Genomic DNA, 15,201 nt, shown 5'->3' with positions numbered 1-15,201 from the left:
GACTACCCGTTCGGCGCACTCCGGATCGTGGGGACGGCCCCGGGTTCGCACACTCGGAGGCGGGGGTGGACTCAACTGGAGAGGCATCCTCATGAGCATCGGGCTTCGCCGCGCCGTCGCGGTGGCCGCAGTGGTTTCCGTCGGGCTCGGACTGGCGTCGTGCGGCAGCGCCAAGCAGTCCACCGGGAGCTCGTCCTCGGGCAGTGCGAGCGGAGGCGGGGCGATCAAGATCGGCCTGCTGCTCCCGGAGACCAAGACCACCCGGTACGAGCAGTTCGACCGCCCGCTGATCGAGCAGAGGATCAAGGAGCTCGCGCCGAACGCGCAGATCGACTACTACAACGCCAACGAGAACGCGACCACCCAGCAGACCCAGGTGGACACCGCGTTGACCAAGGGCGACAAGGTGCTGATCCTGGACGCGGTGGACTCCAAGTCGATCCAGTCCTCCGTGCAGAAGGCGCACGACGCGGGCGTGAAGGTGATCGCGTACGACCGGCTGGCGCAGGGGCCGGTGGATGCCTACGTGTCCTTCGACAACAAGAAGGTCGGCGAGCTCCAGGGCCAGGCCCTGGTGGCGGCGGTGGACGGCAAGGCGGACGCCGGGTCGATCATCATGATCAACGGGTCGCCCACCGACCCCAACGCGGCCGACTTCAAGGCGGGCGCGCACAGTGCGATCGACGGCAAGCTGAAGATCGGCAAGGAGTACGACACCCCGAACTGGGACCCGAACAACGCCAACCAGGAGGCGTCCGCGGCGATCACCGCGATCGGCGGGCCGAACGTGGTCGGCGTCTACTCGGCCAACGACGGCATGGCCGCCGGTATCGCGACCGCGCTCAAGGCGGCCGGCCTCAGCGTGCCGCTGACCGGCCAGGACGCCCAGCTGGACGCGGTGCAGCGGATCCTGGCGGGCACCCAGACGATGTCGATCTACAAGCCCTTCAAGCCCGAGACCGACGCGGCCGCCCGGATGGCGGTGGCGTACGCCGAGGGCAAGACCCCGGAGCCCGAGCTGCTGCCGGTGACCGTGACCAACGGCAGCGGCAACAAGGTGCCGGCCGACCTGATCACCCCGGTCGTGCTGACCAAGGACAACATCAAGAGCACGGTGGTCGCCGACGGCCTCTACACCGTCGCGCAGATCTGCACGCCGGACTACGCCGCCGCCTGCGCCCAGGCCGGCCTCACCTGACCGGACCCGTGTGCCCGGGCCCGGTCAGGGCCCGTGCGCACGCGCCGGAACGCCCGTAGCGGAACACGCCCCGCCCCCCGGACCGGCGGGCGGGGCAAGGGAGTTGGTCACTGTGGCAGGTGAGACCGTACTGGCCCTGCGCGGGGTCTCCAAACGGTTCGGCGCCGTGCAGGCGCTCACCGACATCGAGCTGGAGGTGCACACCGGCGAGGTGCTGGCGCTGGTCGGCGACAACGGCGCCGGCAAGTCGACGCTGGTCAAGGCGATCGCCGGGGTGCACCAGCCCGACGAGGGCGTCATCGAATGGGAGGGCCGGCCGGTCTCCATCCACCGCCCGCAGGACGCCCAGCACCTGGGCGTGGCCACCGTCTACCAGGACCTCGCGCTCTGCGACAACCTCGACGTGGTCGGGAACCTCTTCCTGGGCCGCGAGATCCGGCGCTTCACCGTCCTCGACGAGGTCGAGATGGAGAAGCGCTCGCGCGAGCTGCTCGACACGCTGTCCATCCGGATCCCCAGCGTGCGGATCCCGATCGCCTCGCTCTCCGGCGGCCAGCGCCAGGTGGTGGCCATCGCCCGCGCGCTGATCGGCTCGCCCAAGGTCGTGATGCTGGACGAGCCGACCGCCGCGCTCGGCGTCGAGCAGACCGCCCAGGTGCTGGACCTGGTCGAGCGGCTGCGCGAGCGCGGCCTCGGCGTGATCCTGATCAGCCACAACATGGCGGACGTGATGGCGGTCGCGGACACCGTCGCGGTACTGCGCCTCGGCCGCAACAACGGCGTCTTCGACCGGCGCTACACCAACCAGGAACAGATCATCTCGGCCATCACCGGTGCCACGGACAACGCCGTGACCCGCCGGCAGGCCCGCGGCACGGAGGGCTCCCAGTGAGCGAGAACTCTCCCGGCGAGAAGCCGGGCCGGCACAGCCTGCCCGAGGACAGCATGCCCAAGGGCGGCGTCAACGCCCCCGTCCCGGTGGCCGCGTCGGCGACCCCGGCCGTGGACCCGCGGCTGATCGTGCGCCAGGAGGGCGTCAAGGGCTACCTGATCGAGTTCCGCCGGCGGCTGAGCAGCGGCGAACTCGGCTCGGTGCCCGTGGTGCTGGCGCTGATCGTGATCTGGGCCGTGTTCGGCAGCCTGGACAGCAGCTTCCTCTCCGCCCAGAACCTCTCCAACCTGTCGCAGCAGATCGTCGGCACCGGGATGATCGCGATCGGCGTGGTCTTCGTGCTGCTGCTCGGCGAGATCGACCTCTCGGTCGGCTCGGTCAGCGGCCTGTGCGCGGCGATCTTCGCCGTCCTGAACGTCACCCACGGCGTCAACGAGTGGGTGGCGCTGCTCGTCGCCGTCGCCGGCGGCGCCGTTGTCGGCCTGATCCAGGGCGTGTTCTTCGCCAAGGTCGGCGTGCCCGCCTTCGTGGTCACCCTCGCGGGCAACCTCGGCTGGAACGGCGCGATGCTGCAGATCCTCGGCTCCAGCGGCACGGTCAACCTCCCCGGCAACGACATCGTCTCGCGGCTCTACAGCACGATCTTCGGGCAGCAGGCCGCCGCGTACGGGGTGGCACTGGCCGGGGTGGCGCTGTTCGTCCTCTCCTCGCTGGTCGGTGCCAGACGGCGGCGGGCGGCGGGGGTGCCGTACCGGCCGCCGACCGACCTCGTGCTGCGCACGGTGGCACTGGCGGTCATCGCGTTCCTGGCGGCGTACACGCTCAACCAGTACAAGGGGCTGCCGCTGGCGCTGCTGATCTTCCTGATCTTCATCGTGATCCTGGACTTCGTGCTGCGCCGCACCACCTACGGCCGGCAGGTGTTCGCGCTCGGCGGCAACATCGAGGGCGCCCGCCGGGCCGGTATCAACGTGTCGTGGATCAGGATCAGCGTCTTCGTCATCTGCTCGACCATGGCCGGGATCGGCGGCCTCTTCCTGGCCGGGCAGATCCAGTCGGCCAGCCAGACCTCCGGCGGCGGCAACCTGCTGATGAACGCCATCGCGGCCGCCGTCATCGGCGGGACCAGCCTGTTCGGCGGGCGCGGCAGCACCTGGTCGGCGCTGCTCGGTGCGCTGGTGATCGGCTCGATCCAGTCCGGGATGAACATCGAGGGGCTGAGCAACGCCATCCAGTTCATGATCACCGGTGCGGTGCTGCTGGCCGCGGTGGTCGTCGACTCGCTCGCCCGCCGCACCCAGAAGGCGGCCGGCCGGGCCTGACCGGACAGCACCGAGGGGCGTCGAGGCCGATCGGCCGGGGCCATAGCCGCTGACACATGGGCTGAAGGCCCCGGCCGATGGGCCGTTCCGGGCGCCGCGCCGATCGGGCAGCCTCGTCTCCGGACGGTCCCGCGGTCGGCGGGCCGGGTGCGGAGGGGAGGCGGGGACCGGATGCCGGAGGTGTCGCGGGCGGTTTCGCGGGCGGTGGGGGTCAGCTGTCGGAGCGGGGGGAGGCCGGGGCGGACGGGGAGGCGGGAGTGGCAGGGGTGGCCGGGGCGGCCTCGCGGGCCAGGGCGAGCAGGGCGCGCTCGGTGACGGTGAGGGCGTGGTCGGCGCGGTAGGCGGCCGAGATCAGGCGGCGCGGCGGGGCGGGGTGCACGTCGAGCCGGGTGAGTTCGGCGCCGGCCAGCTCGCGGTGGACGGCGGGGCGGGAGAGCAGTGCCACGCCGTGACCGGTCTCCAACAGCCGCTTGATGGCCTCGGCCGAGCCGACCTGGGCGGTCCGGGCCTGCTGGAGGCCCCACAGGGCGAGGGTCTCCTCCTGGGCGCGGCGGTCGCTGGAGCCGGCCTCGCGGAGCAGGAACACCTCACCGGCCAGCTGCGCGGGGGTGATCCGGTGGCCGTGCAGCCGGTGGCCGCGTCCGGCGGCCAGGACCAGTTCCTCCTGGGAGAGCGGGAGCTGGACCAGCCGGTCCTCCCGCAGCCGGCCGGCAACCAGGGCGATCGAGCAGGAACCGGAGAGCAGCCGCCGGGCGATGTCCTCCTGGTTGCCGATGTGCAGGTCCACCGCGACCTGTGGGAAGCGCCGCCGGAAGGCCTGCAGCAGCGGGGGCACCAGGTAGCTGCCGACGGTGGTCGTCGCCCCGACCGAGAGCACCCCGCTGTCGGCGCGGCCCGCCGCGCGGGTGGCCTCGCGGGCCTCGGCGGTGAGCCGGACGAGGTCGCGGGCGTAGCCGGCCAGGACCGTGCCCGCGTCGGTGGGGCGCAGACCGCCCGGTCCGCGGTGGAGGAGTTCGGTGTCCAGGTCCTCCTCCAGCTGGCGCAGGTGCTGGGAGACCGTGGGCTGGCTCACCCGCAGCCGCCGGGCCGCGGCGGAAAGGCTGCCGGCCTCCAGGATCTCCAGGAAGACCTGGAGTCTGCGGATATTCACTGGTCCCCCGAGCGGATATGGCGGAGCGGGTGGCACCTGGGCGGGCCACAGGATCATAAGGGCAGGTCGGAGTGGGTGCAATCCTGCCGATCTGCGGGGATTCCAGGAATGGGTGGAATGATCGTGAAAAATATTCTGAGTATTGACGACCTGGCGAACGACGAGATATCCGCCGTGCTCGACAACGCGGCCCGGATAAAGCGCGAGGGCGTCCGCGGGACCGAGCTCGCCGGGAGGATCGCCGCGCTGCTGTTCTTCGAGCCGAGCACCCGGACCAGGCTCTCGTTCGCCTCGGCGGCCCAGCGGCTCGGCATGGGGGTCATCGGGTTCGACGATCCGGCGCTGTCCGGCGCGGCGAAGGGCGAGTCGCTGACCGACACCGTCCGGGTGGTGCAGAGCTACGCGGAACTGATCGTGCTGCGCCACCCGCGGGCGGGCGCGGCGCACGAGGCGGCGGGCGTCGCGGCCGTTCCGCTGGTGAACGGCGGGGACGGCGGGCGGGAGCACCCCACCCAGACGCTCTACGACCTGTTCACCGTGCGGGAGCGGTTCGGGCGGCTCGACGGTCTGCGGGTGGGGTTCTACGGCGACCTCCGGTTCGGACGGGCCGCCAACTCGCTGGCGCTCGCGCTCTCCCGCTTCGGTGCCGAGCTGACCTGGATCGCGCCCGCGGACCTGCAGCCGGCCGAGGAGGTGGTGGCCGCCGTGCACGGGCGGGGTGTTCCGACCGCGAGGGCCGAAGAACCGGCGGAGGTGCTGCCCGGCCTCGACGTCCTCTACGTCTCCCGGCCGCAGCGCGAGCGGTGGCCGGCGGGACTGGCGCCGGAGCTGCCGCCCGTCACCCGGGCGCTGCTCCGGCGGGCGTCCGAGGACCTTCTCGTCCTGCATCCGCTGCCGCGTACCGGCGAGTTGGCGGTGGACGTCGATGCCGACCCCCGGGCCGGGTACTTCCAGCAGGTCGCCAACGGGGTGCCGGTCCGGATGGCGGTGCTGCGGCAGCTGCTGTCGGGGTGACGCGGGGCGGTCGGGGTTGCTGGTCGGGGGCCGGTCGGGGTGGCCGGCGCCCCCGGGGGAGCGCCGGCCACGGGCCCGTCCACGGCTGTCCGCCTACGGGCGGCGGGCGGCGAGCAGGGTGAGGCCCAGGGCGGGGTCGGACCAGGGGGTGCGGAGCTGGGTGAGTCCGGCCGAGCGCAGGGCGGCCTCGAGCTCCGCGGGGGCGGGGGCGCGGCCGCCGGTGAGGGCGAGGTCGAGCCGGGCGGCGGCGGCGCCGAGGGGGCGCCTGGGCAGCAGCGGGCAGGGCAGCAGCAGCCAGCCGCCGGGGAGGAGCGCCCCGGCGGCGGCGTCGACGGCGGGGCCGAGGGCGTCGGCGCCGAGCGTGGCGGCGGGCAGCCAGGCGAGGGCGAGCCCGTCGTCCGGCGTGAAGTCGGCGGCGCTGCCGGGGCGGGATTCGACCGTGCCGTCGGCCGGGTCGCCGGTCGTGCCGTCGGTCGGGGCCTTCGTCGGGGTGGCGGCCGGGTCGCCGGTCGTGCCGTCGGTCGGGCGGGCCGGTTCCAGGGAGAGCACCGGGACGAACGGGATCTGGCGGGCCAGTGCGGCGGCGGAACGTCCGCCGTCCGCCGCGGCGCAGCCGATCCGGGCGCCGGGGCGCTCCAGCAGGGCGGTCAGGCCCTCCAGTTGCCCGAGGGCGGTGGTGACCAGGGCGTCCGCCGTGGCGGCGGCCTCGTCGCCGCAGCCGGGCACGGCTTCGCGGGCACCGAGGGAAGGGCTGCCCGGTCCGGAGGCGGCCGGGGCGGCAGGGCCCGGTGCGGAGGCGGCCGGGGCGTGCAGGCGGGCGCCCCCGGCCAGGGCGCGGCGCAGCCGGGCGGCGAACGCGCCAGTGCGCGGGCCGCCGATCAGGACGCGTTCGAGGCCGGGGTCGACGAGGTGGCGGCCGTCGGTGTCCCGGCGCACGACGCCGACGTCGAGCAGGACGTCGAGCAGGTCCTCGGTCAGGCCCTTGGTCAGGCCCTTGGTCAGGCCCGTGGGCAGGTCCCCGACGGCCTCCGCCACCGTGCAGGGTTCCAGCAGCCGGGTCAGCAGGCCGGTCTCCCGGGCGAGGGCGCAGGCGAGCAGGCCCCGGGCCCCGGCGGCCAGTTCGGCCGGGCGCCCGCCGGCGAGGCCGGACGGGCCGGGCGGAAGTGCGTCCGGGGCCCGGCCGGCCCGGACGGCCGCCACCAGGGCGTGAGCGCGGTCGAGGAACGCGGCGCAGCGGGCGCGGTCGTCGGCGCCGAGGCCGTCGAGGTCGTCGAGCCGGGCCGCCGCGACCACCGCCCGGGTGGCCTCGGAGGGCTCGGCGGTGGTGGCGGCGTGCAGCGCCCACCAGGCGTCGGCCAGTTTGGCGACGTTCCGCTCGGCGGCCTCCTCGCGGACCCGCCGGCCCTCCAGGCCCACGATGGTGCGCTGGCCGAGCTGGACCAGCAGCATCTCCTGCGAGCCCTGGCCGGAGATCAGGCCCAGGACGTCGCGCATGAACCGCTCCCAGGGGAACGCGGACATGTACGCCTCGCCGCCCTGCAGGCCCATCACCACCTGGCCGACCCGCAGTGCGCACTCCGCGGCGTGGTGCTTGGCGACGGTGGCGAACTCGTCGAAGTGCGGGTCCCGGTCGGGCGAGCGGGTGCCGTCCAGCGCCCGGTGGACGGCGGCGCGGGAGGTCTGCAGCAGCATCCGCAGCTCGCCGACGGAGCGTTCGACGTTGGTGTGGTCGAGCACCCGGCGCCCGGTGCGGCGGCGGTCGGCGAGCGCCTCGACGCAGGCCTCGGTGACGCCGTCCAGGGCGCCGAGCACGCCGCAGGCGCTCATGGTCCGCCGGATGCGGGCATAGGTGTTGAGCTCGCTGAGCGCGTCGGCGCGCCAGACCAGCCGCCACTGCGGCAGCCGGACGTCGTCCAGCAGGACCTGGCCCAGGCCCATGGTGTGCAGGCCCATGGTGTCCAGGGGCACCGCGCTGACGCCCGGGTCGTCCTTCTCGACCGCGAAGGCGAGCATGTCGTTGGACCCCTCCTCGCGCAGGAAGAGGACGAACAGGTCGGCGAAGCAGGCACCGGCGATGAAGCGCTTGGCGCCGTTGAGCACCCAGGTGTCGCCGTCGAGCCGGGCGGTGGACCGGTAGTCGTACGGGTCCCGGTTCTCGTAGGCGCCCTGGACGCCGAAGCGCCGGCCGGCCACCAGGTCGGGGACGTAGCGCCCGATCAGCTCCGGGCTGCCGCTGGACAGGATCAGCTCGGTGATCTCGACGCTGATGTCGATCAGCACGGCGAGGCCGGGGTCGCGGGAGAGCCGGGAGAGCTCCTCGACCACCACACCCCAGGCCAGCTTGTCGCGCCCGGCGCCGCCCGCCTCGACCGGCAGGGAGAAGCCGAACAGGCCGAGTTCGCCCGCCTGTCGGAAGACCCGGCGGTCGATCGGCCGGTTCTCGCGGTTGCGGAAGTGGGTGCCGGGGTTGGCGGTGTCGAGGACCAGGCCGCCGAACCGGCGCCGGGCCTCGCGGCGGACCAGCTCGACCTCGGCGTCGAGGGTGCGGTGGGTGGCCCCGGCGCGGTTCATCACGTCGACGGCGTGGGCGCGGGGCGTCCGGTCTGCGGTCGGTTCTCCGGTCGGCGTCATGCGGCGGACTCCCCGGCCTGGGCGAGCAGTTGTCCGATGGTCTCGTCGCCGAGGAAGCGTTCGAGCGGGATGGTGAGGCCCGCGCGTTCCTCGACCTCGACGGAGAGCTGGGCGGCGGTGAGCGAGTCGATGCCGAGCTCGCCGAGCGGGCGGTCGAGCGGGATCTCCTGCGGATCGACGCCGAGCAGCTCCCCGATCAGGCCCGGCAGCCAGCTGTCGGTGGACCCGGTGACGGCGTCCTGGTGTCCGGTGGTGATGGGGTCCTCCTAGGTTGTTCGTTCGGGGCCTCGGTACTGCGGGGCCAGCCGCAGGGGGACGAGGGAGAACGCGCGGTCGTCGTCGTCGAGTTGCTGCAGTCGGTGGACCAGTCGGTGCTCGGACTCGCGGTCCGGCCCGACCGGCAGGCCCAGTCGGGCGAGGACGCGGCGCAGTGCCACGCTCAGCCAGGCGCGGTCGGCGGCCAGGCCGCCGAGGGCGGTCCGGCGCTGCAGCCAGGTGTGCAGGCAGCAGGCGCCCGCGTGCACCAGGCAGTGCCGGCGGGCGGCCTCGTAGGCATCGGCGCCGCGGACCTCGGACAGGGTGCGGAAGGTCTCCCGGGTCTCGTCCCGAACCATCAGCAACGTCCGCGCCATCGAGGCGAGTTCGGGATCGTCCGCGAGCGCCGCCACGGCCTCGTCGAGGAGGTCGAGCACCTCGTCGGTGCCGCCGTAGGTGAGCGAGGGGCGCTGCTCCCGGGGCGCCAGCGGCGGTACCGGGTCGCCGAAGCCGAACAGCAGCGGCAGCGGAAGTGCGGGGGAGCCGCCGGAGCGACGGGCCCGGCTGAGCAACTGGGCGCGGATGGTGTCCAGTTGGACGAGCTCGGTGCCCTCGAAGACCGGGGTGATCGCGGCGTCGCGGCTGAGTTTCTGGAACGCGCCGCCCGCCACGCCCTCACGCAGGTAGGCGCGGGCGCTGAGCACCTCGCCGCAGGCGCCGATGCTGTCCAGGCAGAGCCCGGGGACGAGGTACTTCGCCACCGCGGACCACAGCGGCATCCGCTGCCGGGCCACGTCGAGCGCGCGGGCGGCGGACAGCGCCGTGCACTCGGCGACCAGCAGATCGGCGAAGCCGCGGGCCAGCAGCGCCCGGACGGGGGCCAGTTCCAGGGCCGGTTCGCCGTACAGGACCCGCTCGCGGGCGTGCCGCAGGGCGATCCGCAGGGCGGTGTCGGCCGCGCCGAGGCCCATGCCGCCGACCAGGGTCCGGGTGTACTGGAGCATGCCGGAGACCATCTCGATGCCGCGTCCGGGGCGGCCGAGCACGGCGTCGGGGCCGACCGGGCAGTCGTCGAGGGTGAAGCCGCTCAGGTCGTGGCCGCGCAGGCCGTGGGTGCGGACCTTGGGCAGCCGCCGCACCCCGCCGGAGCCGAGGGAGTCGGAGCCGAGGGCGTCGGAGCCGAGGGCGTCGAAGTCGAGGGCGTCGAAGTCGAGCAGGAACAGGCCGAAGGACGGGTCGGAGGCCGCGAGCACGGTGGCGAAGGAGGATCGCCGGCCGTTGCCGACCAGCCACTTCCGCCCGTTCAGCAGGAAGCCGCCGTCGACCGGTGCGGCGCGGGTGGCGGTGGCCAGCAGGTCGCTGCCGGCCGCCTCCTCGCTGATGCCTGCGGTGCCCCAGGCGCGGCCGAGCACCAGCTCGGCGACCCGGCGGCGCTGCTCGTCGTCGCCCCAGATCCAGACCGGGGTGGCGGCCAGGAAGGTCGATCCGAGGCCGACCGGGACGGCCAGGTCGCGGCGCGAGGCCGCGCGGACCACGGCGGTGAGGGTCTCGAAGGACGCCAGCCGGCCGCCCTCGGAGACCGGCACCAGGTGCTCGTGCAGACCGGCGGCCCAGGCGGCCCGGTACGCGTCGACGGGCTCGGTCTCCGTCTCGTCGGCGTGCAGGCCGCGGGCCAGCGACATGCCGGTGTCGGGGTCGAAGGGGCAGCCCAGGGCGCGTTCCAGCTCCTCGGCGGCCGCGAAGGCCGGCAGTGCGGGGGCCGACAGTGCGGGGGCCGCGGTGGCGGGCATGCCGGAGGCCGCGGTGGCGGGCAGGTCGGTCGGCATCAGGTGCGCTCCACCACGATCGCGTACGGGCCGCCGCCGTCCTCCTCGGCGGACACCAGCTCATGGACGAAGGTGAGGCCGGTGCCGTGCCGGTGGGCGGTGGTGCGGACCTGGAGGAGGTCCCAGAGCTGGCCCGCCCGCAGCCAGGTCACGTCCAGCCGCCGGATGCCCTCGCTCAGCGCGCGGCGCAGCTCGGGGGCCCGGCCGCCGTGCGTCCGCAGCAGCTCCTCGCGGGCGCCGGCGGCGAAGCCCAGCGACTCGGCCCAGTACCACTGGTCGGCCACCTCGCAGTGGTGCCGGTGGACCCGGAACTCCGCGGTGCCGGAGGCGAGTTGTTCGCCCTCGCGGGCGAGTTCGGCCCGCAGCGCGGGCACCGCCGAGCGGTACGGGGAGCGCTCGACCTCGTCCGGCTCGAAGCGGGCGAGCAGCTCGGCCGGCAGGCCCGCGGGCGAGCCGGACAGCGCCTCGTCGCCGCTGAGCCGCAGCGGCACGGAGGCGGCGCGGGTGCGCACCGCGACGCCGTCCGGGCCGGAGAGCGTCATCTCGACCTCCAGCTGGGAGGCGTGCGGCCCGCGGACCCGGGCGCCGACCTCGACCCGCACCTCGTCGGCGTCGTGGAACCGCAGCGGGCGCTCGTACTCCAGCTGCCAGGCCCAGAGCACCAGGCCGACCCGGTGCTCGGCGACCAGGGTGCGGTGGCTGGCGAGGTGGTCGCGCAGCCAGCGGGTGCCGGCCTGGAACCCGAGCCGGCCGACGGCGGTGGGGTGCAGCTGGGTGGGGGAGAACAGGCTCGCGTCGAGGACGACCTCGTAGCGGGAGCTGCGTGCCATCGGCGCCTCAGCCCCCGGAGATCGCGGTCACGATGTCCACCCGGTCGTCCTCGGTGGCCTCGCGGTCCAGCTCGTCCAGGGTGAGCTTCTCGCCGTTGAGGGCGATCAGATGGGTGGCCCGGACGCTGCCCTCGCGGTCGAGCAGCACCTCGCCCAGGTTGGGGTAGCGCTCGGTGAGCGCGGTCAGGCCCTCGCGGACCGTGCCGCCGTCGACCTCGATCTCGTTCTGGTAGTCGGTGAAGCGGAGCAGGATGCCCCTGACCTTGACGATCATCGCCCGGATCCCTTCGATGGAACGGTCATGTGGTGGTGGTGCGGGGCGCCGCGAGGGGGGCCTGCCAGCGGACCAGCTCCTCCAGCTCCCCGGCGAGGAACTGCCGTCGGGTCAGCCAGCGCTGTACCTTGCCGCTCGATGTCTTGGGGAGGGTGCGCGGCGGGATGAGGACGACGGTGTGCGGCGGGACGCTCAGTTCGAGCGACACGGCCCGTCGGACGGCATCGGCGGTGGCCTTGTAGCGGGCCTCCCCGGCGGGGTCGGCCTCGTAGACGACGACCAGCCGCTCGACGGCGCCCTCGTCGTCCTCGACCGCGAAGGCGGCGCCGCAGTTGCGGCGGATGCCGGGGACCGCCGCCTCGCAGACCCGCTCGATGTCGACCGGGTGGTGGTTGCGGCCGTTGAGCACGATGAGGTCCTTCATCCGCCCGGCGACGAAGAGCTCGCCCTCCAGCTGGACGCCGAGGTCGCCGCTGCGCAGGAACGGGCCCGCCCCGTCGGCGGTGGTCGCGCCGAAGGTGTCGGCGCTCTCCTCGGGGCGCCGCCAGTAGCCGTCGGCGACGCTGGGCGAGCCGACCCAGATCTCGCCGACGGCGCCCTCGGGCCGGGGCTCGCCGGTCTCGGGGTCGACGATCAGCAGCCGGGTGTCCGGGCCGGGGACCCCGCAGCCGACCAGCGACCGGACGGCCTCGCCGGGCTCGGCGGGGCGAGCGGTGCCGGTGAGTTCGAGTGCGTCGCGGGCGAGGTCGACGGAGCGCCAGCCGCCGAGCGGCTTGCCGCCGGTGACGAACAGGGTCGCCTCGGCGAGGCCGTAGCAGGGGTAGAAGGACTCGGCCCGGAAGCCGGTCGGGGCGAAGCGCTCGGCGAAGCGGCTGAGGGTCTCGGGCCGGACCGGTTCGGCTCCGGTGAAGGTGAGCTCGACGCCGGACAGGTCGAGCCCGGCGACGTCGGCGTCGGTCGCCCGGCGGACGCAGAGGTCGTAGGCGAAGTTGGGCGCGCCGGTGATCGTCGCGCCGTAGCGGGAGACCATCCGCAGCCAGGAGAGCGGTCGGCGCAGGAAGGACACCGGGGACATCAGGCTCACCGGGATGCCGTGGGACAGCGGGGTGAGGATGCCGCCGATCAGGCCCATGTCGTGGTACGGGGGGAGCCAGAGGGCGCCCGAGCTGGCCGGATGCATGCCGAAGCCGCGGGCGATCTCGGCACAGTTGTGCAGCAGCCGGGCGTGGCTGAGCAGGACGCCGCGGGGCAGCGAGGTCGAGCCGGAGGTGTACTGGAGCAGGGCGGGCTGCTCTGGTCGGGAGGGCGGCGGGGCCGGGTGGCCGCCGTCGGCCGGGCCGGGCTCGGCGAGGTCGATCGCGATCACCCGCGGGGTGCGGCCGGCCAGGGCGACGGAGAGCCAGTCGGCCATCAGCGGGGCGAGGTCCGAGGTGGTCAGCACCACGTCGGTGCCGGCGTCCTCGATGATCGCGGCGAGCCGGGGCAGCGTGCGGGCCAGCCTGGTCGGGTCGGGCGGGAAGGCGGGGACGGCGGGCGCGCCCGCGTAGAAGCAGCCGAACAGGCCGGCCAGGTAGTCCGGCCCGGGTGCGAAGAGCAGCAGGGCTGGCTCGGGCCGGCCGTCGGTGGCGGCCAGGATCGCGGCCGCGACCGTACGGGCCCGTGCGTCGAGCTCGGCGTAGCCGATCTCGACGGCCGACTCGTCCTCCGCGACGAAGCGGTACGCGACGGCGTCGGGCGACTGGACCGCCCGTCTGTGCAGCAGTTGTGCGAAGCCTTCCGGCCCGTGTGCATCCATGGCAAGCAACCCCGGTGCCCTCCCCCGTACTTGACCGGTCCGTGAAGTGTTACAGCAGTATTGACACGGGGTCAATGATCTTCTTGGCATGTGCATCCGGCATGCGGGCGGGGATTGACACTGGCGGGTAACAAAGCGCATGGTGATCAGGCCCACCAGCGTGTGCGGGGGGTCGAGTGCGGCCGGAATCGCTGCCAACCCTGTTGGCGGCGTGGGGAGTTGTGGCGCAGTGCACTCGGCTGACGCGCGGGGAGACGCCTCCTTGCGCGTGCCTGCACACGTGCCCGGGCGTGCGGCCCATCGGGGGAGAGCGGGCCGGCGGCAGCCTTGACGGCGGCCCTGACGGCGGTCCTGTGGCGGGGTCGCGCAGGTGGACCGGATCGGCTCCGGTGGCCGGATCACCCCCGGAGGTGCACCAGACCACCCGTCCGCCGAGGAAGGACGCCCGCATGGCCGACCTACCCGTGACGTCCGGCGCGAGCCGGGGCGCCGTGGGCGGCGCATCCGCCGATCCGCCCGCCGCACCTCCTGCCGAGCCGTCCGCCGGACCGCCCGTCGCCCTGGTGCTGCTGTGCTGCCTCGGTGCCTTCGTGGCCTTCCTGGACAGCACCATCGTGAACGTGGCGTTCCCGAACATCGCCGCGACCTTCTCCGCCACGGACCTGCCGACGCTCTCCTGGGTGCTCAACGGCTACAACGTGGTGATCGCGGCCTTCCTGATGCCCGCCGGACGCGCCGCCGACCGGCTCGGCTGCCGCCGCTCCTTCGCCGTCGGCCTCACCGTCTTCACGCTCGCCTCGGTGGTCTGCGGGATGGCCGGCTCGGCCGCCGTGCTGATCGCCGCCCGGCTGGTGCAGGCGGTGGGTGCGGCGATCCTGGTGCCGACCTCGCTCGCGCTGCTGATGCCGATGTTCCCGATGGCCAGACGGCTGATCGCGGTCACCATCTGGGGTGCGGCCGCGGCCCTGGCCGCCGGCATCGGCCCCGGACTCGGCGGACTGCTGGCCGAGCACTGGTCCTGGCGGGCGGTCTTCCTGGTGAACGTGCCGATCGGGGCGGTCGCCGTCTGGGCCTCCCGGCGCCTCACCGAGCAGCGCGAACGCGGCGGTCCCACCCCGGACGTCCTCGGCGCGGCCCTGCTCGGCGCGGCGCTCGGCCTGCTCGCGTTGGGCCTGGTCAAGGGTCCGGACTGGGAGTGGACGACCCCCGGCACTCTCGGCTGCCTGGCGGCCGGGGCCGCGCTGGCGCTGCTGGCGGTGCTCCGCAGCGCGCGCCACCCGGCGCCGGTCATCTCGCTGGACCTGCTGCGCTCGCGCAACGCCGTCGGCGGCAACATCGGCTCGATGCTGTTCTCGGTGACCTTCTACGCCGTCATCCTGAACAACATCCTCTTCCTGACCGGGCACTGGCACTGGTCGCTGATCACGGCCGGACTGGCCACCACACCGCCGCCGATCGCCACCGCGCTGGTCGCCCGGCCCGCGAGCCGGCTCGCCGAGCGGTTCGGGGACCGGCCGGTGGTGATCGCGGGCTGTCTGACCTACGTCACCGGCACGCTGCTGCTGCTCTGGGGCGGCGGCCGCAGCCCGGACTTCCTCACGCACTGGCTGCCCGGGGCCGCCGTCATGGGCGTCGGCGCCGGCCTGGTCTGGCCGGTGCTGGGCGCGGTGGCGCTGGCCGGGGTCGAACCGGCCCGGCTGGCGACCGCGAGCGCCGCCAACGCGGCGTTCCGCCAACTCGGCGCGGTGCTCGGCACGGCCCTCGCGGTGTCCGTCGTGACCTCGTCCGGGGCCGACGCGCTCGGCGGGGCCCGGGCCACCTGGTACCTGGCGATCGGCTTCGCGCTGGCCGTCGCGGTGCTCGCGGCGGTGACCGTCCGGCGGGGCTCCACGACGCGGCCGCAGCCGTCGGCGGACACCGGCCAGACGGCCGTCCTGGAGTAATTCCGGCGGAATACGGCGCGGTCGCGCCACTTGATTCGATCTCAACCCTCCAGTGGATCACGGAGGTTATT

General features: G+C 74.2%; 12 protein-coding genes. 5 read left to right on the top strand and 7 right to left on the bottom strand.

All coding sequences use genetic code 11. The features are described from left to right. Positions 1 to 91: 91 nt before the first annotated feature. The 3 genes from ACFVVX_RS31865 to ACFVVX_RS31855 all read left to right on the top strand — a co-directional run bounded on the left by ACFVVX_RS31865 (position 92) and on the right by ACFVVX_RS31855 (position 3,412). Positions 92 to 1,198 carry a substrate-binding domain-containing protein gene (locus tag ACFVVX_RS31865; protein WP_387950721.1) on the top strand — a complete coding sequence of 369 codons (1,107 nt, stop codon included), beginning with the start codon at positions 92 to 94 and terminating at the stop codon, positions 1,196 to 1,198. A gap of 112 nt (positions 1,199 to 1,310) precedes the next feature. After that, complete coding sequence (locus ACFVVX_RS31860) at positions 1,311 to 2,090, top strand: ATP-binding cassette domain-containing protein (protein ID WP_387950719.1); 780 nt, start codon at positions 1,311 to 1,313, stop codon at positions 2,088 to 2,090. 53 nt (positions 2,091 to 2,143) lie between these two features. After that, positions 2,144 to 3,412 (top strand): sugar ABC transporter permease, encoded by a 1,269-nt coding sequence (locus tag ACFVVX_RS31855; protein ID WP_387950748.1) that lies wholly within the window; start codon positions 2,144 to 2,146, stop codon positions 3,410 to 3,412. 211 nt (positions 3,413 to 3,623) lie between these two features. On the opposite strand, the gene ACFVVX_RS31850 is transcribed toward ACFVVX_RS31855, so the two are convergent. After that, positions 3,624 to 4,562 carry a LysR family transcriptional regulator gene (locus ACFVVX_RS31850; protein WP_387950717.1) on the bottom strand — a complete coding sequence of 313 codons (939 nt, stop codon included), beginning with the start codon at positions 4,560 to 4,562 and terminating at the stop codon, positions 3,624 to 3,626. Between the two features lie 108 nt (positions 4,563 to 4,670). Here ACFVVX_RS31850 and pyrB point away from each other — a divergent pair, with 108 nt between their 5' ends. Beyond that, positions 4,671 to 5,576, top strand: coding sequence for an aspartate carbamoyltransferase (gene pyrB, locus ACFVVX_RS31845; RefSeq protein ID WP_387950716.1), 906 nt, complete (start codon positions 4,671 to 4,673; stop codon positions 5,574 to 5,576). Between the two features lie 93 nt (positions 5,577 to 5,669). On the opposite strand, the gene ACFVVX_RS31840 is transcribed toward pyrB, so the two are convergent. From ACFVVX_RS31840 to ACFVVX_RS31815, 6 genes are all read right to left on the bottom strand, one after another. Then, entirely contained in the window at positions 5,670 to 8,207 is a 2,538-nt protein-coding gene (locus tag ACFVVX_RS31840; protein ID WP_387950715.1) for an acyl-CoA dehydrogenase family protein, read from the bottom strand. Continuing rightward, positions 8,204 to 8,404: an acyl carrier protein gene (locus ACFVVX_RS31835; protein ID WP_387950747.1), complete on the bottom strand. Its 201-nt coding sequence runs from the start codon at positions 8,402 to 8,404 to the stop codon at positions 8,204 to 8,206. The genes ACFVVX_RS31840 and ACFVVX_RS31835 overlap by 4 nt, the downstream gene beginning before the upstream one ends. Positions 8,405 to 8,473: 69 nt before the next feature. Beyond that, entirely contained in the window at positions 8,474 to 10,288 is a 1,815-nt protein-coding gene (locus ACFVVX_RS31830; protein ID WP_387950714.1) for an acyl-CoA dehydrogenase family protein, read from the bottom strand. After that, complete coding sequence (locus tag ACFVVX_RS31825; RefSeq protein ID WP_387950712.1) at positions 10,288 to 11,118, bottom strand: acyl-CoA thioesterase; 831 nt, start codon at positions 11,116 to 11,118, stop codon at positions 10,288 to 10,290. The genes ACFVVX_RS31830 and ACFVVX_RS31825 overlap by 1 nt, the downstream gene beginning before the upstream one ends. A 7-nt stretch (positions 11,119 to 11,125) precedes the next feature. Then, positions 11,126 to 11,392 (bottom strand): MoaD/ThiS family protein, encoded by a 267-nt coding sequence (locus ACFVVX_RS31820; RefSeq protein ID WP_387950711.1) that lies wholly within the window; start codon positions 11,390 to 11,392, stop codon positions 11,126 to 11,128. Between the two features lie 25 nt (positions 11,393 to 11,417). Next, on the bottom strand, positions 11,418 to 13,187 hold the full coding sequence (locus tag ACFVVX_RS31815) for a fatty acyl-AMP ligase (protein WP_387950710.1): 1,770 nt from the start codon (positions 13,185 to 13,187) through the stop codon (positions 11,418 to 11,420). Between the two features lie 449 nt (positions 13,188 to 13,636). On the opposite strand from ACFVVX_RS31815, the gene ACFVVX_RS31810 reads away from it, so the two are divergent. Next, a complete protein-coding gene (locus ACFVVX_RS31810) occupies positions 13,637 to 15,130 on the top strand; it encodes an MFS transporter (RefSeq protein WP_387950708.1) in 1,494 nt (497 codons plus the stop codon). The last annotated feature ends 71 nt before the right edge of the window (positions 15,131 to 15,201 follow it).

Origin of the sequence: Kitasatospora sp. NPDC058170 (assembly GCF_042883905.1) — a bacterium.
In the GTDB taxonomy this organism is placed as follows: Bacteria; Actinomycetota; Actinomycetes; order Streptomycetales; family Streptomycetaceae; genus Kitasatospora.
Note: the sequence above shows the minus strand (reverse complement) of the source record. Positions and strands in the feature narration are given on the sequence as shown.